Source organism: Alphaproteobacteria bacterium, assembly GCA_017308135.1.
In the GTDB taxonomy this organism is placed as follows: Bacteria; Pseudomonadota; Alphaproteobacteria; order CACIAM-22H2; family CACIAM-22H2; genus Tagaea.
Map to the genome: position 1 here is coordinate 781,585 of JAFKFM010000008.1, position 22,576 is coordinate 804,160.

Annotated in this window: 19 protein-coding genes; 9 read left to right on the forward strand and 10 right to left on the reverse strand. The window is 66.1% G+C overall.

All coding sequences use genetic code 11. The features are described 5' to 3' along the window. Positions 1-25: 25 nt before the first annotated feature. Complete coding sequence (locus J0H39_11895; protein MBN9497448.1) at positions 26-1,312, forward strand: pentapeptide repeat-containing protein; 1,287 nt, start codon at positions 26-28, stop codon at positions 1,310-1,312. Here the strand turns inward: J0H39_11895 and J0H39_11900 are convergent. After that, a complete protein-coding gene (locus J0H39_11900; protein MBN9497449.1) occupies positions 1,309-4,287 on the reverse strand; it encodes a DUF748 domain-containing protein in 2,979 nt (992 codons plus the stop codon). The two genes, J0H39_11895 and J0H39_11900, sit on opposite strands and share 4 nt — an antisense overlap. A gap of 159 nt (positions 4,288-4,446) precedes the next feature. On the opposite strand from J0H39_11900, the gene J0H39_11905 reads away from it, so the two are divergent. Next, complete coding sequence (locus J0H39_11905) at positions 4,447-4,632, forward strand: hypothetical protein (protein ID MBN9497450.1); 186 nt, start codon at positions 4,447-4,449, stop codon at positions 4,630-4,632. 57 nt (positions 4,633-4,689) lie between these two features. Here J0H39_11905 and J0H39_11910 read toward each other — a convergent pair whose 3' ends face one another. From J0H39_11910 to J0H39_11935, 6 genes are read right to left on the reverse strand one after another with little or no spacing between them, the layout of a single operon-like run. Continuing rightward, positions 4,690-5,961 carry a pentapeptide repeat-containing protein gene (locus J0H39_11910; protein MBN9497451.1) on the reverse strand — a complete coding sequence of 424 codons (1,272 nt, stop codon included), beginning with the start codon at positions 5,959-5,961 and terminating at the stop codon, positions 4,690-4,692. Further along, positions 5,958-6,752, reverse strand: a complete 795-nt coding sequence (locus J0H39_11915) for a HAMP domain-containing histidine kinase (GenBank protein ID MBN9497452.1) — start codon at positions 6,750-6,752, stop codon at positions 5,958-5,960. Before J0H39_11915 ends, J0H39_11910 begins: the two co-directional genes overlap by 4 nt. A gap of 43 nt (positions 6,753-6,795) precedes the next feature. Then, a complete protein-coding gene (recJ, locus tag J0H39_11920; GenBank protein MBN9497453.1) occupies positions 6,796-8,556 on the reverse strand; it encodes a single-stranded-DNA-specific exonuclease RecJ in 1,761 nt (586 codons plus the stop codon). Further along, positions 8,556-9,491 (reverse strand): class II fructose-bisphosphatase, encoded by a 936-nt coding sequence (glpX, locus tag J0H39_11925; protein ID MBN9497454.1) that lies wholly within the window; start codon positions 9,489-9,491, stop codon positions 8,556-8,558. The genes recJ and glpX overlap by 1 nt, the downstream gene beginning before the upstream one ends. A gap of 57 nt (positions 9,492-9,548) precedes the next feature. Next, the gene (locus J0H39_11930; protein ID MBN9497455.1) at positions 9,549-10,844 is read right to left on the reverse strand and encodes a homoserine dehydrogenase; all 1,296 of its coding nucleotides are present in this window, start codon (positions 10,842-10,844) and stop codon (positions 9,549-9,551) included. After that, positions 10,841-12,082: an LL-diaminopimelate aminotransferase gene (locus J0H39_11935; protein ID MBN9497456.1), complete on the reverse strand. Its 1,242-nt coding sequence runs from the start codon at positions 12,080-12,082 to the stop codon at positions 10,841-10,843. Before J0H39_11935 ends, J0H39_11930 begins: the two co-directional genes overlap by 4 nt. 186 nt (positions 12,083-12,268) lie before the next feature. Between J0H39_11935 and J0H39_11940 the strand changes: the two genes are divergently transcribed. Together J0H39_11940 and J0H39_11945 are read left to right on the forward strand one after the other, a co-directional pair. Then, positions 12,269-13,012 (forward strand): AzlC family ABC transporter permease, encoded by a 744-nt coding sequence (locus J0H39_11940; protein MBN9497457.1) that lies wholly within the window; start codon positions 12,269-12,271, stop codon positions 13,010-13,012. Then, positions 13,012-13,314, forward strand: coding sequence for an AzlD domain-containing protein (locus J0H39_11945; GenBank protein MBN9497458.1), 303 nt, complete (start codon positions 13,012-13,014; stop codon positions 13,312-13,314). Before J0H39_11940 ends, J0H39_11945 begins: the two co-directional genes overlap by 1 nt. Here J0H39_11945 and J0H39_11950 read toward each other — a convergent pair. Continuing rightward, positions 13,311-14,126, reverse strand: a complete 816-nt coding sequence (locus J0H39_11950) for a hypothetical protein (GenBank protein ID MBN9497459.1) — start codon at positions 14,124-14,126, stop codon at positions 13,311-13,313. The genes J0H39_11945 and J0H39_11950 overlap by 4 nt on opposite strands. A gap of 158 nt (positions 14,127-14,284) precedes the next feature. Here J0H39_11950 and phaC point away from each other — a divergent pair, with 158 nt between their 5' ends. The 5 genes from phaC (at position 14,285) to J0H39_11975 (ending at position 21,106) form a co-directional block, all read left to right on the forward strand. Next, positions 14,285-16,075 carry a class I poly(R)-hydroxyalkanoic acid synthase gene (gene phaC / locus J0H39_11955; GenBank protein ID MBN9497460.1) on the forward strand — a complete coding sequence of 597 codons (1,791 nt, stop codon included), beginning with the start codon at positions 14,285-14,287 and terminating at the stop codon, positions 16,073-16,075. 136 nt (positions 16,076-16,211) lie between these two features. Further along, entirely contained in the window at positions 16,212-18,194 is a 1,983-nt protein-coding gene (locus J0H39_11960; protein ID MBN9497461.1) for a DUF1800 family protein, read from the forward strand. 14 nt (positions 18,195-18,208) lie between these two features. After that, positions 18,209-19,504, forward strand: a complete 1,296-nt coding sequence (locus tag J0H39_11965; GenBank protein MBN9497462.1) for a DUF1501 domain-containing protein — start codon at positions 18,209-18,211, stop codon at positions 19,502-19,504. Between the two features lie 36 nt (positions 19,505-19,540). Then, positions 19,541-20,572 carry an aspartate-semialdehyde dehydrogenase gene (locus J0H39_11970; protein MBN9497463.1) on the forward strand — a complete coding sequence of 344 codons (1,032 nt, stop codon included), beginning with the start codon at positions 19,541-19,543 and terminating at the stop codon, positions 20,570-20,572. Positions 20,573-20,617: 45 nt separating this feature from the next. Beyond that, the gene (locus J0H39_11975; GenBank protein MBN9497464.1) at positions 20,618-21,106 is read left to right on the forward strand and encodes a hypothetical protein; all 489 of its coding nucleotides are present in this window, start codon (positions 20,618-20,620) and stop codon (positions 21,104-21,106) included. On the opposite strand, the gene J0H39_11980 is transcribed toward J0H39_11975, so the two are convergent. Together J0H39_11980 and argC are read right to left on the reverse strand one after the other, a co-directional pair. After that, the gene (locus J0H39_11980) at positions 21,103-21,612 is read right to left on the reverse strand and encodes a gamma carbonic anhydrase family protein (protein MBN9497465.1); all 510 of its coding nucleotides are present in this window, start codon (positions 21,610-21,612) and stop codon (positions 21,103-21,105) included. The two genes, J0H39_11975 and J0H39_11980, sit on opposite strands and share 4 nt — an antisense overlap. Before the next feature lies 1 nt (position 21,613). After that, positions 21,614-22,549, reverse strand: a complete 936-nt coding sequence (gene argC / locus J0H39_11985; GenBank protein MBN9497466.1) for an N-acetyl-gamma-glutamyl-phosphate reductase — start codon at positions 22,547-22,549, stop codon at positions 21,614-21,616. Positions 22,550-22,576: the final 27 nt, after the last annotated feature.

Sequence of the window (22,576 nt, forward strand, 5' to 3'; positions counted from 1 at the left end):
AACAGCGAATCAGGCGGCAGAACGCATGGCCCTCACCGCGCCCACGCCCGACGATATCCATCGCCGCAAATCGATGGATCAGCGCGAATGCGATCTGATGATGCGCCGCCACGAGCTTTATATGCTCGCGCGCTCGGGCGGCCAGCGCGCGAATTTCTCCTACCGCAATCTCACCGGCCTCAATCTCGCCTGCAAAAATCTGTCGGAAGCGGATTTCACCGGCGCGATCATGGTCGAGTGCGATTTGTCGGGCACGAACCTGACGCGCGCGTTGCTGTTCTGCGCGAATCTGACCAAGGCGAAGATCGTACGCGCGAATTTGACCCGCGCCGATTTGCGCGGCGCGTGTTTGAAGGGGGCCGACCTGACGGCCGCCGAGCTTTTCAACGCCGATCTGCGCGAAGGTCAGATCTTCACCCGCGCGAAGGCCAGCGACCTCGAAAGCATGGCGGTCGATCCCGACCCGGCGGATATGAGCCGCGCCAAGCTCGTCAACGCGAACCTGACGCAAGCGAATATGTCGGGCTCGGTCGCGGCGATGGCCGATTTCACCGACGCGATTTTGAAGGGCGCCAATCTCGCCAAGGCAAATCTCAAAAACGCGGTGATGGAAGGCGCGGATTTGGAAGGCGCGGATCTCAGCCGCGCCGATTTGCGCGGCGTGGTCTTGCGCAACGCCAATCTCTATGGCGCCGTATTCATCGCCGCCGACCGCACGGGTGCGGACGAAACCGGCGCTTTGACCGATGCCCCGCGCGGCAAGCCGATGAGCATGCTGCGCGACTCCCTGCACACGCTGATCCGCGACCATCAAAGCTGGGTCGAAAGCGGCGGCGCCTCGGGCAAAGCGCTGGATATTTCGGGCTTCGATATGCGCGATATCGAATGGCCCGATCACGCGTTGCTCACCTCGATGAAGGCGGCGGGCGCTTGCCTAGCGCATGCCCGCATCCAGGGCGCTTGGCTGCAAGCCAGCAATTTCGAAGGCGCCGATCTGCGCGGCGCCGATTTCCGGGCGGCGGATCTGCGCGGCGCCAATCTGCGCGCGACCAATCTGGTGCGCGCCAATTTCGAAGCGGCGAATCTCGCCCCGCTCGTCGTCGCCTCGGGCAAGGCGCTGGTCACGCGTCTTGATCGTGCGACCTTGCGCCATGCGCGCTTCGTCAATTGCCAATTGACGCAGACCTCGTTCCGCGAAGCCGATCTGCGCTGGTCGAGTTTCGTCGATTGCGAAACGATGGGCGCCGATTTCGAATTGTCGATCGGCCGCCCCGCCTCGGCGCCCCCGCCGCCGCCCGAACCTTCGGCCTAGAATTTCAGTTCGACGCGCGGCTTGGCGCCGTCGGCGGTTTCGACCACCGGCCGGCATTCGAACAAGCGGTTGGCCGCCACGCCTTCGCGCGCGATCAAACGGTCTTTGACCGCGCGCATGCGCGCTTCGGCCAAGCGGCGCAGATCGTCTTCGCCATGGACCGGCGGCGGCGCGCCGGTGGCGCGCGCGATCAAGTTCTGGATGCCTTCGATCATCTTCTGACCTTGCGCATCCGTCCCTTGCGCGGCGTTGAGGGCCCGCAAATCGTCGGGTCCCGCGAAGCCGCAAATCTCCATCCGCAAGGTCGGGCGCGCGGCCAGCGCATCGGCCAAGCGATCCAGCGTCGTCGCGGGCGCATCGTCCAGCGCCGATTTCCCGGCCGCGAAAGCGACGGGCGCCAGCGCGATCTCCGGCCCGCCGCCGCCGTCGATCAGCGCGCCAATCACCATACCGAAGGGAAACAGCACGTTGAACGTGCCCGTAATGGCGCCGCGCATCGCACCCCCGACCGCTTGGCGCACGGCGCCCGACGTATCGAAGCTCGGGTCGTCGAGCTTGCCCGCGATGGGAATATCGAGCGCGATATCGCCGGCGGAATCGCGCAACAGCGAAAGCGCGAGCCCGATCGGCACGCCCGTTTCCTCCGACAAACGCGGCGCGCCGCGCTCGTCGATTTCCAGATTGCGGATATGCCAGTTGGAAACGCCGGTCAGCGCTTCCTCCTTCGCCGTCAGCGTCAAATCGAGATCGAAATTGCCGGTGCGCAGATCGACGCCCAAAGCGTCGGCGACATAGGGCGAGATCGGCGGTAGATCTATTCCTTGCGCTTTTCCTTTCAAATCGAAGCCGCGTTTGGCCGCGAGCGGCATCGCCGTGCCTTCGAGGGATATCTCGCCGTAGCCGCCGACCCGGCCTTTCAGCGACACCGGCGTGGGCCGGTCGACCGCGCGCGTGTCGAGCGCCCCGACACGGATCGCGACGCGCGAGGCGTCGAGATAGACCGGCGTTCTGATCGCGCGATCCTCGAATTCAAGGCGCGCATCGTCGATCTCCACCCGCGCCACGCGGATCGCGGGCGTGGGCGCGTCCGGGTCGGCATCGCCCGCCGCCAGCGCCTCGAAACTCGCCAGGCCCTTGGGCGTGCGCGTGACGCGAACGACGGGGGCGCGCGCGCGCACCGTGCCGAAACGCAGGATACGGTCGGGATCGAGATTGGCGCCGCCGACATCCACGCGCGCGGCTTCGAAGCGCCACGGGAAGGCGGCGATTTCGCCCATCGCGGTTTCGCGGCGCAGCGCCTTCATCTGCTCGACCGCCAAGGCGCGGATGCGCAACGCCGCGTCGGCATAGGTGAAGCGGTCGAATGAAATCGACGCCGCCTGGAACAGGTCCATGCCGTCGTCGCGCCGTGCCGCCAATTCGCGCAAGCGCAATTGCTGGGCGGCGAAGCGCGGCCGTTCCGGGGCGATATCCATATTGCCGCCGATACCGGCGGCGGTGATCGTGATCTTCTCCGTCTTGTGGCGCGCTTCCAGCCCGTCGAGCGATACCGGCCCGGTGAAATCGCCGTTGGCGTAGCGCCCCTGGATCGCGGCGCGCGCGATCTTGGCGGCGAATTCCGCGGTCTCGGCATTCGCGTTATCGATTTCGACTTTGCCGTCGAAATCGCCCTGCACGTATTTACCCGCGACGTGCAGCGCATCGAGTGTGGCTTGCGCGTCGGGCAATTTGCCGGTCATGCCGGTCGCGCGCGCGTCGAATTCGGCTTCGATCGTCTTGCCGATCGCGGCCCGGGTCAACGTCACGTCCACGCCGTCAAGCGTCGCGCGGGTTTCGCCGACGACGATATTCAATCCTTGGCCGGTCGCCTTGCCGTCGATCGCGATCCCGCCGCCGGCATCGCTTTGCGCTTGCAGATCGGCAAGCGTCAAACGCCGCGCGCTGAATTGCAAATCGGGGATCGTCGTTTCCAGCGCATCGACCATGCCCGATACGGCACCGCGCCATGTCATGTTCGGCGCCAGCCGGAAAGCGAACGCCGAAGCGGCGATTCCGCCGGCTTTGGCCTGGTCGATCGCAAGGTCGGCGGCGTTCGCCGCGCCGGTCACGGCCAGACCATCCTTCGGCGACCAAGTTGTCTGGCCACGCCAATCGAACGCACGCGCGGCGGCAATCGCGGGCAGGCGTGCATTGGCCAGCGCGAGTTCGCCATCGACCGCCACCGCATCGAATTTGGCGTCGAGTTTCAGATCGGCGCGCAAACGACCCGCCATCGCGAAATCGGCGAAGGGTGCCACAGCACCCAAATCGAGATCGGCGATCGCGATATCGAATTTGGCGCCCGGGGCGTTCGCCATCGGCGTGGCCGTGCCCTTGGCGCGCAGCGTGCCGCCGGCGAGTTTCGCGTCGACCTCCAAGCGCAGCGGGCGTTCGGCATCGGCGAGCGCGAAATCGGATACGTCGAATTTCTCGATCGCCACCGGCAGCGTCTTGCCGTCGGCATCGGCGAGCGTCACGCGCCCGTTCTTCGCCGTGAGCCGCGCGATGCCCAGCGGGAACGGCGACGATGCGGGCGGTGGCGTCGCCACCGCCGCGGCCGCGTCGGCGACCGGCACGGTTTCGCCGCTGGGGAAAGGCAGCACCCAGCGCCGGTCCTTGTCGCGCTCCATGCGCAACTCGAACCCATCGACCGTGACTTCCAGAATGTCCACGCGGCCCGCGAACAAGGGCTTCCAGGCGAAGGACACGTCGATATGGTCGACGATGAAAGGCGGGCCCATCGGCGGGCGCATGTCCAAGCGGCGCAGATCGATCTGGCCGCGCGTGAGCGAGAACACCGCTTCGTCGAGGGCGGCGACCTTGATGCCTTGCGCTTCAAGCCCGCGCGTCAGTGCAAAACGCAAAGCGGCGGACGGCCCCCACCACAAAGCGGGGGGCAGCAGGACGGCCAAAAGGGCTGCCGCGACGATCGACACGCGCCGCCGCCGGCCACCTTTCCGCCATATTTTAATCAATCTTTCCAACACACTACCTATATAGCGCGAACGGCCGGCGATTTCGCCCTATTCCGTTCGAGTGGATCGCGCTATACTCCTGGCTATCAGAACGACTTATTCTTTTTTTGGGAGAACCCAATGGAACTGTCGATGACCTCCGCCGCCGCGTCGCTGGGCAGCTCGGCCGGTGGCGTTCAAGCCGCCGCCGCCATTCAGGCGTTCAAGATCGCGGCCCAAGCCCAGCAAGCGCTGGTCGGCTTGGTCGAAACGATTCAGCCGCCGGCCTCGTCGGGCCGCGGCCAGAACGTCAACCTGCAAGCCTAGTTTCCGGCTTCACGGCGCCTTTCGCCCGGATGCGGCAGCGCATCCGGGTTTTTGGCGTTAATCCCGCTGGGCGCCGTCGAAGCGGGCGTCGGCGATAACGCAGTCGCGCAAATCGGCGCCGCGCAGATCGGCGCCATCGAACGTGGCCCCCGCCAAGCTCGCGCGCGTTAGATTGGCGCCGGCGAAATCGGCGCGCCAGAAGCGGCCGAATTCCAGATTGGCGGCCATCGCCTGTCCGCCGGGCCCGCCCACGCGCACCGGGCGGAAATCGGCCTGCGCGAACCGCGCCTCGGCGAAGAATCCGCGCTTCAGCGTGACCGCGCGCAGATCGGCGCCGCAAAAATCCGCCGCCGAGAAATCGCCGAACGACAAATCGGACAAAACCAGCGACGAGCGCGCGAATTTGGCGCCGGCGGCATAGGCATTGCGCAAACTCGCCCCCGACAGGTCGAGCCCCGCGAGATCGGCACCGCCAAGATCGGCCCCGGCGAGATCGAGCCTGGCCCCTTCGGCGCCTTGCGTGGCGATCCACGCGACATGCGCTTCGACCAGCGCCGCGAGCTTGGCGCGCACATCGCGCAATTGCGCGCTGGCATTGCCGCCGGTGGCCAGCGCTTCGCGGATCGCGCGATCGAGAATGGCGCCCGCGATATCGGCGCGCGCCAGCGACGTGCCCGCCAGGATGGCGCCGGCGACGACCGTGCCGCGCAAGGTCGCCCCGGCCAGATCGCAGGCGCGCATTTCCGCGTCGCGCAGATCCGCACCGGTGAAGTTGGCGTTGCGAAAATCGACGCGCACCATCTTGGCGCCGGCGAATTTCACGTCGGTCAGATCGACCTGCATGGCGATCGTGCCGTCGAGCTGAGCGCGGCTGAGATCCACCCCCTTCAGCACGGCGGTCGCGGCATCGACCACGCCGCCGATCGATTGACCCGTGGCGCTCGAGCCTTCGTGGCGCTGGCGGGCGAGTTTGCCTTCGCGCAGATCGCAGGCGACCATTTTGGCGTCGGACAAATCCGCCCCGCGCAAGGTGGCGCCGCGAAGATCCGCACCCGATAGATCCGCACCGCCCAAGCGCGCGAAACGCAAATCGGCGCAGAACAGCGTGGAACCCTTGAAATTGGCGCCGCGCGCCGAACAGCCGCGCATCTGCGCGCCGGTGAGATCCGCGCCGGAAAGATCGAGCCCGTCGAGATCGAGCCCGGCGAGATCGTAGAAACTGAGCTTGGCGCGCCGTCCTTGCGGATCACCCTTGCGGAAGCGCGCGTGCGAGGAAGCGATCTCGCGCAATGCGATGCGGTCGAGCTTCGGCTGCCCCGCTCCCGTCACGCGACGTTCTCCCACGGATGGATCGGCGGCGGGCCGCTGCGCGCGCGCCAAGGCGGCAGCGACACCCAGGCATCCGTGCCCGAACCCGGCACGCTATCGACGGCGAGCTTGCCGCCGTGCAACTCGGTCAGCAGGCGCACGATCGACAGCCCCAGCCCCGTGCCCTTCTCGCCGCGCACGCCTTCGCTGGATATCGCATAAAGCTTGGTAACGCGCGCCAACGTCTCGGCGTCCATTCCGGCACCGGTGTCGGACACGCCGAAACCCGGCGTGCCGTCCGCCGCGACGCGCGCGGCCAAGCGGATCGTGCCGCCGGCCGGCGTGAACTTCACCGCGTTCGACAGAAGATTGATCGCGATCTGACGCAAGGCGCGCGGATCGGCGAAGACGGAAAGATGCGCGGGCAGATCGAGATCGAGATTTTGCCGGTTGCGCTCGGCGAGGCCGCGCACCGTGGCGGCCGCGAAATTCAACACGCCGGCGAGATCGCAAACCTCCTCCTCCAGCGTGTACTGGCCCGAGGAGAAGCGCGCGACGTCGAGCGTATCGACGACCAGCTCGCTTAAATGGATCGCGGCGGTGTGGATGTCGCGCGCGTAATCGACGTAGCGCGGATTGCCCATCGGGCCGAATTTGCCTTCGGCCATGATCTCGGCGAAGCCGGCGATCGCGTTCAGCGGGCTGCGGAACTCGTGAATCAATTGCGCCATGAAATCGCGCTGGCGTGCGATGCGCGCATGCGCTTCCGCCAGTTCCGCCCGCAGGGCCGCGATTTCCGATTCATCGTCCATGTCGAATAACATGGCATGGGGCGGTGAAATCTTGTTTAAAGAATTACGCCGGCGCCGCATCCTCGATATGCAGTTGTACGCGCTGCGTGCCGCGCCAAGTGTCGCGTTTCAACCGCCCGGCGATGTGCAATGCAGCACCGTCGCCGCGCAGCAACAGTGTACCCAACGGCGAGGACGCGGACCGGAAAGCGATACCGGCCAGCCTGGCGCCCCGCGCATCTTGCAAAAAGCAACGGACATGGTCCGTGCCGACGATATCGGCTTTTGCGATCCGCAAATTGGCGAAGGCGAAGCGCGGTTCCGGGTTGCCCATGCCGAAGGGACCGATCTTCTCGATCTCGTCCAGGAAGCCAGTGGTAGCGCCCGCGAGCGACATTGCGCCATCGAGGTCGTAGGTCGAAACGCGCGGCGCATCCGAAAAATATGCGGCGACGCGCGCGCTCAGGAAATTCTGTAACGCCGGCAGCGCGTCGCGCGCGACGGTCAAACCCGCCGCATTGGCATGGCCGCCGCCGTTGATCAGCAGACCTTCGGCGCGTGCCGCGATGGTCGCGGCCCCGATATCGAAACCCATCGCCGAGCGCGCCGAGCCCTTGCCGATTTCGCCGTCCAACGCGATCACCAGTGCGGGCCGGTCGTATTTTTCCTTGAGGCGGCTGGCGACGATACCGATGACGCCCGCATGCCAGCCCTCGCCCGCCACGCAGACGAAATCGGATTTGCCCATCGCCTCGGCTTCGGTCAGCGCGGCTTCGAGCACTTCGGCTTCGATGCGCTGCCGCTCGCGATTATAGCCGTCGAGCTTGCGCGCGATCTCCGCCGCTTCCAGCGGATCTTGCGTCGTCAGCAATCGCGTGCCGAGATCGGCCTCGCCCACGCGCCCGCCGGCATTGACGCGCGGGCCCAGCGTGAAACCCAAATGGAAGGCCTGCGGGGTTTCGGAAAGCCCCGCGACATCGGCCAGCGCCGCGATCCCCGGCCGCGCACGCGACGCGATGGCCTTCAGGCCTTGCGCGACATAAGCGCGATTGACGCCGGTAAGCGGCACCACGTCGCAGACGGTGCCAAGCGCCACGAGATCGAGCAGACCGAGCAGACCTTCGTTGTCGAGATGACGCAAACCTTCGTCGCGCAAACGGCGATTGACCGCGACCGCCAGCAGGAACGCCACCCCCACCGCCGCCATCTGCCCATGCGCGCCGCTTTCGTCGAGCCGGTTCGGATTGACGATGGCGAACGCCTTGGGCAGTTGCGGTTCGGCGGCGTGATGATCGACCACGATCATGTCGAGGCCCGCGTCGCTCGCCGCTTGCAACGGCGCATGCGCGGTCGTGCCGCAATCGACGGTCACGGCGACACCCGCCCCGTCGGCTTTCAGTTTCAGCAAGGCCGGCGCGTTGGGGCCGTAGCCTTCCTTCATCCGGTCGGGGATATAGACGACGCTTTCGCCGCCGACGGAAGCGAAGAAGCCGCGCAGCAAGGCCGACGACGTGGCGCCGTCGACGTCGTAATCGCCGAACACGGCGATCGTCTCTTTGGCTTTGATCGCGGCGACAAGGCGCGTGGCCGCGCGATCCATATCCTTGAAGCCGAACGGATCGGGCAGCGCGTCGCGCAAGCGCGGCTCGAGGAAACCCGGTGCCGCATCGGCATCGACGCCGCGCCCGGCGAGAATACGCGCGACGATTTCGGGCACGCCCAAACGCTGGGCCAATGCCAACGCCGCGCGCTCGTCCGCCAGCCTCGGCCGCCAGAACCGGCCGAGGGCCGAACGCTGGACGCCGAGGAAAGCGGCGGCGTCCATCAGGGCCCCGGCTTGACCGCGTAGTTGTGCGTCGCCTCGATCGTGCGCACGGTGCCCGTCTTGGAGCGCATGATGATCGAATGCGTCGAAGCGCCGTTCTGGAAGCGGCGCACGCCCTTCAACATCGTGCCGTCGGTCACGCCCGTGGCGGCGAACATCACGTCGCCTTTGGCGAGATCGAGCAGACCGTATTTGCGGTTCAAATCGGTGATACCCAGACGCTTGGCGCGGCCGCGCTCGTCGTCGTTGCGGAACAGCAAACGGCCTTGGATCTGGCCGCCGATGCAGCGCAGCGCCGCCGCCGCCAGCACGCCTTCGGGCGCCCCGCCTGAGCCCATATAGATGTCGACACCCGACTCAGGGCGCGAGGTCGCGATCACGCCCGACACGTCGCCGTCGGAAATCAGCATGATGCGCGCGCCCGCCTCGCGCACCTTGGCGATCAATTCGGCATGGCGCGGCCGGTCGAGGATGCAGGCGACGATATCCGCCACGTCCAGGCCCTTGGCCTTGGCCAGCGCCTTCAAATTCGCTTCCGGCGTGGCATCCAGATCGACCAGATCGGCGGGCAAACCGCCGCCCACCGCGATCTTGTCCATATAGACGTCGGGCGCGTTCAAGAAGCCGCCCTGCTCGGCCATCGCGATGACGGCCAGCGCGTTGGGGCCGCCCTTCGCGGTGATGGTGGTGCCTTCGAGCGGATCGAGCGCGATATCGACCTTGATGCCGCCTTGGCCGACCTTCTCCCCGATATAAAGCATCGGCGCTTCGTCGCGTTCGCCTTCGCCGATCACGACGGTGCCTTCGATGGCGAGCGAGTTGAGCGCGCGGCGCATATGGTCGACGGCGGCTTGATCGGCGGCCTTCTCGTCGCCGCGGCCCATCAGGCGCGACGCGGCAAGGGCCGCCGCTTCGGTCACGCGCACGACCTCCATGGCGAGGTTGCGATCGAGGCTGATGGCGGTGGGGCTGGGCAAGGTTACTTCCTCCCGTCAGAAACGTTCGATCCGGACGACATGCGGCTCTTCGAGCACGGCGCCGAGTTTGGAAATGCGATCGAGGGCGCGGCGCATGCCGGCTTCCTCGGTCTCGTGCGTCACCAGCACGACGGGCACGCGCTCGCCGGGTGCACGGCCACGCTGGAGCATCGAGGCGAGGCTGACGTTTTCGTCGCGCAAGGTCGCGGTCACGTCGGCCATCACGCCGGGCCGATCGACCACATCGAGACGGATATAGTAGCTGCCCTTGCGCGCCGCGATCGGCAGACGCGTGGGGGCCGCGAGTTCGGCGGCGGGCAATTGGAACGTCATCGGCCGGCGGCCATGCGCGATATCGACAATATCGGCGACGACGGCCGAGGCCGTCGGCCCCGCCCCCGCTCCGCGCCCTTCGCAAACGAGACGCCCGACGAAATCGCCTTCGGCGACGACGGCGTTGTAGACGTCCTCGACATGCGCGATCGGCGTTTCCAGCGGCACCATGCAGGGATGCACGCGCTGCATCAGCCCCGCCTCGGTCAGCTCGGCGATACCCAGCAACTTGATACGGAAGCCGAGTTCGCGCGCGAACTGGATGTCTTCCGAACCGATGCGGCGAATGCCTTCGACATGCACACCGGGGAAATCGATGCGCGTGCCGAACGCCACGCCCGCAAGGATCGCGAGCTTGTGCGCGGCGTCGATGCCGTCGACATCGAAGCTGGGATCGGCTTCGGCGTAACCCAGCTTCTGCGCGTCGGCGAGCACGTCGGCGAAGGCTTCGCCCGATTTGCGCATCCGCGTCAGGATGTAATTGCAGGTACCGTTGAGGATGCCGTAGACGCGCGACACGCGATTGCCGGCGAGACCTTCGCGGATCGCCTTGATGATCGGAATGCCGCCCGCCACCGCCGCTTCGTAGGCGATGGTCAGGCCCTTATCCTCGGCGACGCGCGCGAGCTCCGTGCCGCGATGGGCGAGCAATGCCTTGTTCGCGGTGACGACATGTTTGCCCGCCTTCAACGCCGCTTCGACCGTTGCGTGCGCGATGCCGTCGGCCCCGCCGATCAGTTCGACGACCACGTCGCATTTGGCTTCGGCGGCCATGCGCGAAGCGTCGTCGTACCATTCGACCTTGGAAAGATCGACGCCGCGATCCTTCTTGCGCTCGCGCGCGGCCACGGCGACGACCCGCAAGGGCCGCCCGCCGCGCCGCGCGATCAGCGCGCCGTTGGCTTCGATCAACTTGATGACGCCCGCACCGACCGTACCCAGGCCGGCGACGGCGATGTCGAGAGGTGCAGCACTCATGCGTGTTTCTTTGCGAGCTTCTGGGTCGGCGGTTCGGGCAGGCGATCGGGCGACGCCATGAACGCCTTGATCTGGCGCACCGCCTGACGGATGCGGTGCACGTTTTCGACCAGCGCCATACGGACATGCGTGTCGCCGTATTCGCCGAAGCCGATGCCCGGCGCCACGGCGACATTGGCCCCGGCCATCAAACGCTTCGAGAATTCGAGCGAACCCAAATGCGCGAATTGCGGCGGGATCGGCGCCCAGGCGAACATCGACGCGGGCGGGCTCGGCACGTTCCAGCCCGCTTGCGCGAGGCCCTGGATCAGCACGTCGCGGCGCTGGCGATAGATCTCGCGCGCCTCGGCCACGCATTCTTGCGGCCCGTTCAACGCGGCGGTCGCCGCGACCTGCACGGGCGTGAAGGCGCCGTAGTCGAGATAGCTCTTGATTCGCGACAGGGCCTTGATCAGCGTCTTGTTGCCCGCGGCGAAACCCACACGCCAGCCGGCCATCGAATAGGTCTTCGACATCGACGTGAACTCGACCGCGACATCCTTGGCGCCGGGGATTTCCAGAATCGACGGCGGCGGATTGCCGTCGAAGAAAATCTCCGAATACGCCAAATCCGACAGGATCCAGATCCCGTGCGCGCGGCAATAGCCGACGCAACGCTCGTAGAAGCCCAGATCGACGACCTGCGCCGTCGGGTTCGACGGGTAGTTCAAGATCAGCGCGACCGGCTTGGGCACCGAGTGCTTCACCGCGCGCTCCAGGCTCGCGAAGAAGACTTCCACGCCTTCGGGTGTGGACACATCCGTCGGCAGATGGCGGATCGAAGCGCCCGCCATGATGAAGCCGTAGGGATGGATCGGATAGCTCGGGTTCGGCACCAGGATCACGTCGCCGGGGCTGGTGATCGCCTGCGCCAAATTGGCCAGGCCTTCCTTGGAGCCCAGCGTGACGATCGTTTCCGTTTCCGGATCGAGATCGACGTTGAAGCGGCGCGCGTAATAGGCGGCGTGCGCCTTGCGCAAACCGGGAATGCCGCGCGACGTCGAATAGCGATGCGTGCGCGGATCCTGCACGGCTTCCGTCAGCTTCGCGACGATATGCGCCGGCGTGGGAAGGTCCGGGTTGCCCATGCCAAGATCGACGACATCGTCCCCCGCAGCTCGTGCCGTAGCCTTCTGCGCGTTCACTTCGGCGAACACGTAGGGCGGCAGGCGCTTGATGCGGTAGAACTCGTCATTCATGGCACGAATTGGCCTTCTGGATTCGGCGCCCCACGGCGCCGGGAGGGTCTATCTACATCGCGGGGCCCGGTCGCGCACCCGAAAAAGGGACCGGGCTAAGACTTTGCTGTCCCATGACAATCCCGCCGGGTCGGCCATGTTTTCGCCGCGTTTGACAGCATCGCGGCCGCCGGGGGAGATACCCCCATGGTTTCGGATTCCATCACAGTCAGTTGGGCAGGCTTCAAACGCGGCTTCTGGCGCGCGCAGCCGATGTCGATCGGCATCCTGTTTTACGGCCTCGCCTTCGGCCTGTTGTCGCGCGAAGCGGGTATTTGGCTGGCCGAAGCGCTGGCGATGTCGGCGGTCGTCTATTCGGGCACGGCCCAGATCGCGGCGGCCAGCGCGTTGACCGGCACGGGGATCGACGGCGGCGGCTCGGCCGGAATCGCGGCGATCGCGGCGGCGATCCTGCTGCTCAACGCGCGTTACTTGCTTTACAGCGCGTCGATGTGGCCGTGGCTGTCGAAAACCAATCCCGCCTTCGCCTACTCCACCCTTGCCGTGCTCGGCGACGGGAACTGGGTCCTGTCGATGGCCGCCTATAACGACGGCGAGCGCGACGCCGGTTTCGTGCTTGGCTCGGGCGTCGCCAGTTTCGGGCCCTGGCTGTTGGGCACCTTCGCGGGCGCCACGATGGGCGGCTTGCTCGCCAATCCCAAGGCGCTGGGTGTCGATTTCCTGCTCGTCGCCTTCTCCGCCGCCATGGCGATCGGCATGGTGCGCAAAGCCAAGCGCGTGCCCTACGCCAACCTGATCGTCGCGGCGATCGTGGCGCTGATCGTCGATCGCTTCGCGCCCGGCGGCTGGACGATCGTCGCCGCCGGTCTTGCCGGCGGCTTGGTCGCCGCGCTGACGCATAAGCCCGACACGACCAAGGGGGCCGCCTGATGTTCCGCCCCGAATTCCTGCCCGCACTGGCGGCGATGGCGGCGGCGTCGCTGTTCTGCCGCGTGGGCGGCTATATGCTGATGCGCTTCATTCCGGTGACGCCGCGCGTCGAAGCGGCGTTGAAGGGCACGCCGCTCGCCGTGATGATCGGCATCGTCGCGCCGGTCGCGATGAAGGGCAATATCCCGGAGTTGATCGCGCTCGCGGCCGTGGCGCTGGCGATGCGCTTCGCGCGCGACGACATGATCGCCGCGATGATCGGCGTTTTCGTCGTCGCCATCGGGCGCTGGTTGGTGGGCTAATACTCGACCGAAATGCGGGCCGCGCGCAGCCAGCCTTGATCGACGACGATGCGCGAGCGATCGAGGCCGAGCGTTTCAAGCTCGATCGCGATCGCCGCCATGCGCCGCGACGTCAGGCTTTGATCGACGGGCGATAGCGACATGTTCGTCGCGGGCGTCACGCGCACGATGCCATTGCGCGATTGCGCCGCAATCACCGCCGCGCGCAGATCGTTCTTGGCCTGCGCGGTCAATTGAACCGTGCCTTCAACGAAATCGACGCTGCCCACGATGGCGCCGGTCGATGGTGTTGCGCGCGCCGAGGGCGCGGCCGCGATTTGCGGCGGCGTGACTTGGGCGGGGGCGACTGGCGGCGGGACGACCACAGGGGCCGGTGCCACGCTCGGCCGGAGAACCGGTGCGACGGCTTGCGGTGCGGGCGCAGGTACGGCGACCGGTGCCGGGGCCGGCGGCACAACGACAGGGACCGGGGCCGCGACGGGTGCGGGCGCCGTCGGCGCTTCGATCGCGGCCGCAATCGCCGGCGGCTCGGGCGGGCGGGCACCGGGATCAAGGACCGGATCGATCGCGCGCAGCTTGGCGTCGAACTCCAGGGCGGCGTCGCGCTGCTGTTCCAGGCTGCGAACTTCGGCCGCGCGCGCCTCCTGCCCGCCGCGCGGCGGGCGCACCGGGAACGTGCCGAGATTGGGATAAGGCGTGTTACCGGGGTCGGGCGCATCGACCGCTTCGCGCCGTTCGGGCACCGGCGTGCCGGTCACCGACGCGATCCCGTCGCCCACCGCGCGCCCCGCGGCGACCACATTGCGCGTCACGACCTGGTCGGATCCGCACCCCGCCAGGAACGTAACCCCCAGCAAAATCGACGCGAATCGGGTTTTAGGAGATTGAAACATTCCCCGAGTTATAATCAGATCAAGCTCAAGACGCTAGTGCAGGGCCCGAAGCCGGGGCCAAGCGGGAGAACACGCCGATGGCCGACAAACCCGATCGCGACGCAAAACTTCCCGATCCGGTCGAGATGTCGAAGATGATGACCGACATCGCCGAGCGCAGCCAGCGCGTGGTGACCGATTTCCTGTCGCGGCAAAGCCCGCTCGCGTTCGGCAATCCCGATCCGCTGAATCTCGGTCAGGCGTTCTTCGACATGACCGCGCGGATGATGCAGAACCCCGCGAAGCTGGTGCAGGCGCAGATCACGCTGTGGCAGGACTACATGTCCTTGTGGCAGTCGACGACGCGCAAGATGCTGGGCGAGCAATCGGAACCCGTCGCCACGCCCAACGCCGACGACCGGCGCTTCAAAGACGCGCTGTGGGACGAGAACTACGTCTTCGATTTCATCAAGCAGTCGTATCTGCTGTCGGCGCGCTGGCTGCAAAGCCGCGTGCGCGAGGTCGACGGGCTGGACGACAAAACGGCGCGCAAGGTGGATTTCTACACGCGCCAATTCGTCGACGCGATGGCGCCGTCGAATTTCGCGATGACCAATCCCGAGGTGCTGCGCGAGACGCTGGAAAGCGGCGGCGAGAATCTCGTGAAGGGTTTGCAGAACCTGCTCGCGGATTTGGAGCGCGGCCACGGCAAGCTGCAAATCCGCATGACGGATATGGACGCGTTCCGCGTCGGCGAGAATATCGGCGTGACGCCGGGGGCGGTCGTCTTCCGCAACGATCTGATGGAATTGATCCAGTACACGCCGACGACCGAGACGGTGGCCAAGACGCCGCTGCTGATCGTCCCGCCCTGGATCAACAAGTTCTACATCCTGGATCTGCGCGAGAAGAACAGCTTCATCAAATGGGCGGTGGGCCAAGGCCACACGGTGTTCGTCGTGTCCTGGGTCAATCCCGATTCCGAACTCGCCGAGAAAAGCTTCGACGACTACATGGTCGAAGGGCCGCTCGCCGCGATGGACGCGATCGAGAAGGCGACGGGCGAGCGCGAGATCAATCTGATCGGCTATTGCCTGGGCGGCACGCTGACCGCGTGCACCCTCGCCTATCTCGCGGCGAAGGGCGAGAAGCGCGTCGCGTCGGCGACGTTCTTCACCACGATGGTCGATTTCGCGGAAGCGGGCGAATTGTCGGTGTTCATCGACGAGGAGCAACTCGCCGCCCTCGAGGAGAAGATGAACGAGCGCGGCTTCCTCGACGGGGCCGACATGGCGAACACGTTCAACATGCTGCGCGCCAACGACCTGATCTGGTCGTTCGTCGTGAACAATTATCTGCTGGGCAAGGAGCCCTTCCCGTTCGACCTGCTCTACTGGAATTCCGATTCCACGCGCATGCCGGCGGCGATGCATTCCTTCTATCTGCGCCAGATGTATCAGGAGAACCGGCTGTCGCGCGGCAAGATCAAGCTGCTCGGCACCAAGATCGACCTGACCAAGATCGATCTGCCGGTGTTCATCCTGTCGACGCGCGAAGATCACATCGCGCCGTGGAAATCGACCTATCTCGCCACGCAGCTTTACACGGGGCCGACGAAATTCTGCCTCGCCGCGTCGGGCCATATCGCGGGCGTGGTCAATCCGCCCGCGTCGGGCAAATACGGCCATTGGGTCAACGACAAGCTGCCCAAGCGGGCCGAGCAGTGGCTCGAAACCGCCACGCAGCGCCAAGGCTCGTGGTGGCCGACATGGGACGAATGGGTGAAAGCCTATGCCGGCGAACAGATCCCGGCGCGCAAACCCGGCGACGGCGCCTTGAAAGTCCTGGGTCCCGCCCCCGGCACCTATGTGAAGGTGAAGGCGCAATAACAAACGAGATGCGTGTAATCCAATCCGAAATATGCTAGTGGAATCCGAAAGGCGCCCCGCGACGTAATGTGGCGCCGCCAGCGGAGTCCAGAATGCCCTCGCCATTGGCCGAGGGCATTTGCATTCGGAGGCTTGAATGGCGCGGTTTTGGGCAGGGTTGGGTTTTTCGGTCACACTTCTTGCGACGGGCGCGGCCAGCGCCTTGACACTGGAAGATTCCCGCCATCTTTTGAGCCGCACCGGCTTTGGCGCCACGGCCGCGGAAATTGCGGAACTCGCCCCGCTCGACCGCGCACAGGCCGTCGACCTGTTGCTTTCGCGCATGCGCCGCGAACCGTCGGTGCCGCCGCCCGAATTCCTGTCCAAGCCCTGGCCCGCCTATCGCGACTGGCCGAAGATGACGCAGGAGGATCGCGACAAATTCATCCCCGCGCGAAGGCAGGAGCTGCAGCAGCTCAAAGCCTGGTGGTACGCCGAAATGATCTCGACGCCATCGCCGCTGACCGAGCGGATGACGCTGTTCTGGCATAACCACTTCGTCTCGGCGTTCGAAGCGGTGACCTATAACGTGCATCGCATGGCGGATCAGAACGCGCTGTTCCGCCGCGAAGCGGGCGGCAATTTCGCCGTGCTGGTCTACGAGATTCTGCGCGAGCCGATCATGCTGCGCTATCTCGACAACAACACCAACCGCAAAGGCCGCCCGAACGAAAACCTCGCGCGCGAATTGCTGGAGCTGTTCACGCTGGGCGAAGGCCATTACAGCGAGCGCGACATCAAGGAAATCGCGCGCGCGTTGACCGGCCGCGGCATCGAGGTGACGACGGATTTCGGCTATCGCTTCTTCCGCGGCAATTTCGACGACGGCACGAAGGAATTCCTGGGCCGCAAGGGCCAGTTCGACGCCGACGACGTCGCGCGCATCGTTCTCGAACAGAAGCGCACGGCACAATTCATCGCCGAGAAGATGTGGCGCGAATTCGTCTCGCCGCAATTGCCGCCGGAAGCCGAAATCGAACGCGTCGCCGCCGCGATGCGCGGTTCCCGCTACGAGATCCGCCCCGCCTTGCGCGCGCTGTTCACGTCGAACGCGTTCTGGGCCAAGGAAAATCGCGGCGCCATCGTCAAATCGCCCGCCGTGCTGATCGCCGGCCTGCATCGCGATCTGGGCTTGCCGGTCGTCGATCTGCAAGCCTTGCCGGTCTACGGCAAGCGTCTGGGCCAGGATTTGTTCGAGCCGCCGAACGTCAAAGGCTGGCCCGGCGACACGATCTGGATCACGCCCGCGTTGCTGGTGAACCGCAACGACGTGCTCACGCGCCTGCTCGCCAATCGCGATCTGGTGCCGTCGTCCAAAGGCCGGGCGCTCGCCGTGCGCGTCGCGGGCGATGCGTGGCAAGGCCCGCCGCGCATGGTCGTCACGGTCGACGATGGCGCCTTGAAGGAAACGCGCGACATCGAGTTCGCCAACGATTCGGAGAAATTCGGCGCGCTGGCCGACCGCACCGACTGGGCCTGGGGCGTGGTGCGCTTGCCCTATGACGGGCCGGTTTCGAAGGTGAAGATCGAATTCGTCAACGACGGCGCGGCCCCGGTCGTCAATGGCGTGCGCAAGGGCGACCGCAATCTGTTCGTCGACTGGATCGAGATCGACGGCGAAACATTCCCCGCGATCGCCGCGCAACAGACCTTGAACAATCCCCAATGCGGCAAGGCGCGCGCGGGCGATCTTTATTGCGGCGGCAAGCTCGAATTCGATCTCGCCGACATGCGCAAATCGGGCGTGTCCTACACCGATCAGCTCGCCGCCGGCGGGATGATGGGCGGCGAAATGATGATGATGGCCACGCCCGCGTCCACGCGCCCCGCCCCCGCGATGCAGATGATGAACGCCAACGAGCGTCCGTCGCAAGCCGCCATGGCCGGGATCGCGCGCGCGCGGCGCAACGTCTATCTCGATGCCGGGGCGTGGCGCGCGTCGTTGCCCGCGCCCTGGCGCGACGCGGGCCAAACATGGCGCGCCCTCGCCCCGCTCCCGCCGGTTGCCGGGCCCCTGCCCGCCGATTTCGAAGCGGCGTTGCGCGCCGTTGTGCTCGACCCCGTCTATCAGGTTCAGTGAGGAAGGAGTTCCCTATGGATCGCCGTCATTTCCTCTCCGCCGGTTCGTCCTTCGCGCTCGCGGGTTTTCTGGGCGCCTGCGCCGATCAGGGCCAACGCCCCGCAACCGGTGGCGCCCCGACCGCCGCCGCCGCGGCGAACAACGCGCCGCGCGCGGCCGTGCCGCGTTCGACCGGTGCGGCCGGTGCGGTCGACAAACGCATTCTGCTGATGGTCGAGCTGCATGGCGGCAATGACGGACTCAACACCGTCATTCCGATCGAGCAGCCGGCCTATAAGCGCTTGCGGCCGGGTCTCGCGATCGATCGTGCCGCCGCTCTCGACATCGATCACGGCTTCGCGCTGCATCCCGCGTTGAAGCCGATCGCCGAGATCTACGATCGCGGCGAGCTCGCCATTGTGAACGGCGTGGGCTACCCGAAGCCCAACCGTTCGCATTTCCGCTCGATCGAGATTTGGGAACAGGCGACGGCGAGCGACCAGTACGGCAGCGAAGGCTGGCTGGCGCAGGCGCTGCGCGAACATCCGATCTGGTCGAAGCGCGGCGGCGACGCCGATGCGCTGGCGATCGGTCAGGGCAATATCGGCCCGCTCGCCGGGATCGACGTGCGCCTCGTCACGATGCGCGACCCGCGCCAATTCCTCGCGCAGTCCGAACGCTTGCGCGCCATGCCGGCGAACGCGGCTCCCACCGCGGCGCTGGCGCATGTCGTGCGCACGCAAAACGAGGCGGTCGCCGCGGCCGATGCCGTGCGCCGCAAGCAAACCGGCCGCGAGCGTTTCAACCGCAACTTCGCGGGCGACCAATTCAACCGCGCGCTCGCCACGACCGCCGATCTGATCGCCGATGGCGTCGACGTGCCGGTGTGGAAGGTGCAACTCGCCGGCTTCGACACCCATGCCGATCAGCTCGGCCGTCATCAGCGTTTGATGACGCAACTCGCCCAAGGCCTGTCGGGCTTCCGCAAATCGATGATCGATCTGGGCCGCTGGAACGACGTGCTGATCGTCACCTATTCCGAATTCGGCCGGCGCGCGGCCGAGAACCTGTCGCGCGGGACCGATCATGGCGCGGCGGCGCCGTTGTTCGCGATGGGCGGTTCGGTCGAGGGTGGGTTCAAGGGCACGGCGCCCGATCTGGAGAAATTGGTCGAGGGCGACGTGGACGCCACGACCGATTTCCGGTCGATCTACGCCGGTATCGTCGCCGATTGGTGGGCCCAGCCCGCCAATTTCCTGGCCAAGCAAGGGCATACGCCGCTGCGCCTCGCCCGCGCGCGCTCTGGTGTTGCGCCGCAAAAAGCCGTATAAGGACGTCCCCTTTTTTATAGGAAGGAGACGGGGACAATGAGCGACGTACGCGGCTACTCGGTCGCGATCGTCGGCGCCACGGGCGCCGTCGGGATCGAGATGGTGAAGGTTCTCCACGATCGGAAGTTTCCGGTCGCGGCGCTGAAACTTCTTGCCTCCGCGCGCTCGGCGTCCAAAAAAGTCACGACGCCCTATGGCGAGAAAACGATCGAGGAATTCTCGCTCGCCGCCACGAAGGGCGTGGACTTCGCGCTGCTCGCCGTCTCGGGCGAATTCGCCAAGGAATGGGCGCCCAAGATCGCGGCGCAGGGCACGACCGTCATCGACAATTCGTCGGCCTGGCGCTACGACCCCGCGATTCCGCTGGTGGTGCCGGAAATCAACGCGGCGGCCGCGCAAGGCCATCGCCTGATCGCCAATCCGAACTGCACGACCGCGATCCTGGTCATGCCGCTCGCCCCGCTGCACAAGGCGTTCGGGCTGAAGAAGGTCATCGTGTCGACCTATCAGGCCGCGTCGGGTGCGGGTGCCGAAGGCATGGCGGAGCTCGAGGACGGGTATCGCGCCTGGGCGCAGGGCGGGAAGATCGAGAACAAGGTCTTCGCGCATCCCCTGCCCTTCAACGTGATCCCGCATATCGATAGCTTCCAGGAGAACGGCTACACGAAGGAAGAGATGAAGGTCGTGTGGGAGACCCGCAAGATCATGGGCATCCCCGATCTGCTGGCGAGCTGCACGGCCGTGCGCATCCCGACCTCGCGCACGCATTCCGAAGCGGTGACGATCGAAACCGAGAAGCCCGTGACGGTGGAAGCCGCGCGCGCGGCGCTCGCGAACGTCCCCGGCGTGAAGCTGGTCGACGATCCGGCGAACAAGCTCTACCCGATGCCGGTGACGGCGACGGGCAAATACGACGTCGAGGTCGGCCGTATCCGCCAAAGCCTCGTTTTCGGTTCGCACGGTCTGGACTTCTTCTGTGCTGGCGATCAGTTGTTGAAGGGCGCCGCCCTCAACGCCGTCCAGATCGCCGAATGCGTGCTGCCGGGCTTCAAGAAGCAAGCCGCCTAAGCACGCCATATTGACGCCACAGCGCCGGCGCATAGTCTTGCGGCTATGCGCCGGTTTCTTTTTGCCCTGATTTTGTCTTTCGCCGCGTCCGGCACTTCCGCGCAGGACGCCAACACGCTCGTCCAGCGCGATCTGGGCGAACCGCTCGCTTTGCTGACGCAAGATGCCGGTCGCTCGGCGGTCGAGCGCCAATTCGGCACCGCCTATGCGCGCGATTGGTGGAATGCGACGGGTACGATTCTCGACGACGCCAAGCGCTGGGCCGCGTATCTCGGCGAACAGGGCCCGGCTTGTGCCGCGATCCGCGAGCGCGAGGGCGATGCCTCGTCCGCCTGGGTCACCTGCCAGACCGGCATGAAAGAAGCGGCCGACGCGCTCGCCGCCAATCTCGCCCAACTCGAAACCGCTTTGCCGGAATGGGAGCGCATGGTGCGCCAGATCGATACGGCGAACACGGCCGTCTCGCCGCGCGTCGATCGGGCCCTCGCCGCGATCCGCGCCATCCGCGCGCGCCTCGCCGATCCGGGCTACTAGGCTTTGCGATATTCCCGGCCGAGACCGACGTAACGGCGCATTGCCGTTTCGGCCCCTTCGAGTTCGGCCGGCGTCACGTTGCGGAAGAACTTGGCCGGGCTGCCGGCCCAAAGTTCGCCGGTCTTCACGCGTTTGCCGGGTGTGACCAGCGCACCGGCGGCAACCCAGCCGCCTTTTTCGACGACCACGCCGTCCATCACGCAGGCCTTCATGCCGATGAAGGCGTCGTCCTCGACGACGCAGCCGTGCAGCAGGGCGAGGTGCCCGATCGTCACGCGGTCGCCGATATAAGTGCCGTATTTCTCGTACGAGCAATGGATGATCGTGCCGTCCTGCACGTTCGTGTCGGCGCCGATGCGGATCTCATGCACGTCGCCGCGCACGACGACGCCGTACCAGATCGTCGCGCGTGCGCCGATTTCCACGTTGCCGATCACGCGCGCCGTATCGGCGACGAAGGCCGAGCCATCGATCTTCGGCGTCCAGTCGCGATACTTGATCGTCACGTCAGGCGAGGCCCAGCATCGTGCGGATATTCTGGACGGCCGCGCCCGAGGCACCCTTGCCCAGATTATCGAGCTTGGCGACCAGCACGGCGTGGCCGCGCTTGTCGTTGCCGAACACGCGCAGTTCCAGATTATTCGTGTCGTTCAGCGATTCCGCTTCGATCTTGCCGTTGGCTTCGGCCGGAACGACCTTCACGTATTCCGCACCCGCGTAATACTTGGCAAGGATCGCTTCGAGATCCTTGGCCGTCGGCTTGCCGCCCAACGTGTCCAGGTGCAGCGGAACGCTGACCAGCATGCCCTGGCGGAAATTGCCGACCGACGGCACGAAGATTGGCCGCCGCGTCAGACCCGTATAGGCGACGAGTTCGGGCACGTGCTTGTGCTCGAGGCCCAGGCCGTAAAGCTCGAAATTCGGCGCGGTGCCGGCATCGTAGGCTTCGATCATCGACTTGCCGCCGCCCGAATAGCCCGACACGGCGTTGACCGTTAGCGGATAATCCTTCGCGATCACGCCCGCATCGACCAGCGGCCGGATCAGCGCGATGGCGCCGGTCGGATAGCAGCCGGGATTGGCGACGCGCGTTGCCGCCGCCACGGCGGCTTTGTGACCGGGCGAAAGTTCCGGGAAACCATAGACCCAGCCGGGGGCCACGCGATGCGCGGTCGACGCGTCGACGATGCGCGGGCCCTTCTCGCAAAGCGAGTCGATCAGCGCGACCGATTCCTTCGCCGCGTCGTCGGGCAGGCACAGCACGACGAGATCGACCGATTCGAACATCGCCTTGCGCGCGGCGGGATCCTTGCGCAACGCCGGATCGATCTGGCGCAGCGTCACACCGCCCAAAGCTTCCAAACGCTGGCGGATGCCGAGGCCGGTCGTGCCGGCTTCGCCGTCGATGAAGATGGTCCGCGTGGTGGTCGTGCTGCCGTCCATTTCCGTCGCTCCTTATGGGCGGATGAT

Excerpts from the sequence above, each read along its gene's own strand:
- J0H39_11975 (MBN9497464.1), top strand. The coding sequence starts at position 20,618 with ATGCGCCGGTTTCTTTTTGCCCTGATTTTGTCTTTCGCCGCGTCCGGC.
- recJ (MBN9497453.1), bottom strand. The coding sequence starts at position 8,556 with ATGGACGCCGCCGCTTTCCTCGGCGTCCAGCGTTCGGCCCTCGGCCGG.
- glpX (MBN9497454.1), bottom strand. The coding sequence starts at position 9,491 with ATGGAGGTCGTGCGCGTGACCGAAGCGGCGGCCCTTGCCGCGTCGCGC.
- J0H39_11915 (MBN9497452.1), bottom strand. The coding sequence starts at position 6,752 with ATGGACGATGAATCGGAAATCGCGGCCCTGCGGGCGGAACTGGCGGAA.
- J0H39_11970 (MBN9497463.1), top strand. The coding sequence starts at position 19,541 with ATGAGCGACGTACGCGGCTACTCGGTCGCGATCGTCGGCGCCACGGGC.
- phaC (MBN9497460.1), top strand. The coding sequence starts at position 14,285 with ATGGCCGACAAACCCGATCGCGACGCAAAACTTCCCGATCCGGTCGAG.
- J0H39_11930 (MBN9497455.1), bottom strand. The coding sequence starts at position 10,844 with ATGAGTGCTGCACCTCTCGACATCGCCGTCGCCGGCCTGGGTACGGTC.
- J0H39_11905 (MBN9497450.1), top strand. The coding sequence starts at position 4,447 with ATGGAACTGTCGATGACCTCCGCCGCCGCGTCGCTGGGCAGCTCGGCC.
- J0H39_11940 (MBN9497457.1), top strand. The coding sequence starts at position 12,269 with ATGGTTTCGGATTCCATCACAGTCAGTTGGGCAGGCTTCAAACGCGGC.
- J0H39_11960 (MBN9497461.1), top strand. The coding sequence starts at position 16,212 with ATGGCGCGGTTTTGGGCAGGGTTGGGTTTTTCGGTCACACTTCTTGCG.
- J0H39_11945 (MBN9497458.1), top strand. The coding sequence starts at position 13,012 with ATGTTCCGCCCCGAATTCCTGCCCGCACTGGCGGCGATGGCGGCGGCG.
- argC (MBN9497466.1), bottom strand. The coding sequence starts at position 22,549 with ATGGACGGCAGCACGACCACCACGCGGACCATCTTCATCGACGGCGAA.
- J0H39_11965 (MBN9497462.1), top strand. The coding sequence starts at position 18,209 with ATGGATCGCCGTCATTTCCTCTCCGCCGGTTCGTCCTTCGCGCTCGCG.
- J0H39_11895 (MBN9497448.1), top strand. The coding sequence starts at position 26 with ATGGCCCTCACCGCGCCCACGCCCGACGATATCCATCGCCGCAAATCG.
- J0H39_11935 (MBN9497456.1), bottom strand. The coding sequence starts at position 12,082 with ATGAATGACGAGTTCTACCGCATCAAGCGCCTGCCGCCCTACGTGTTC.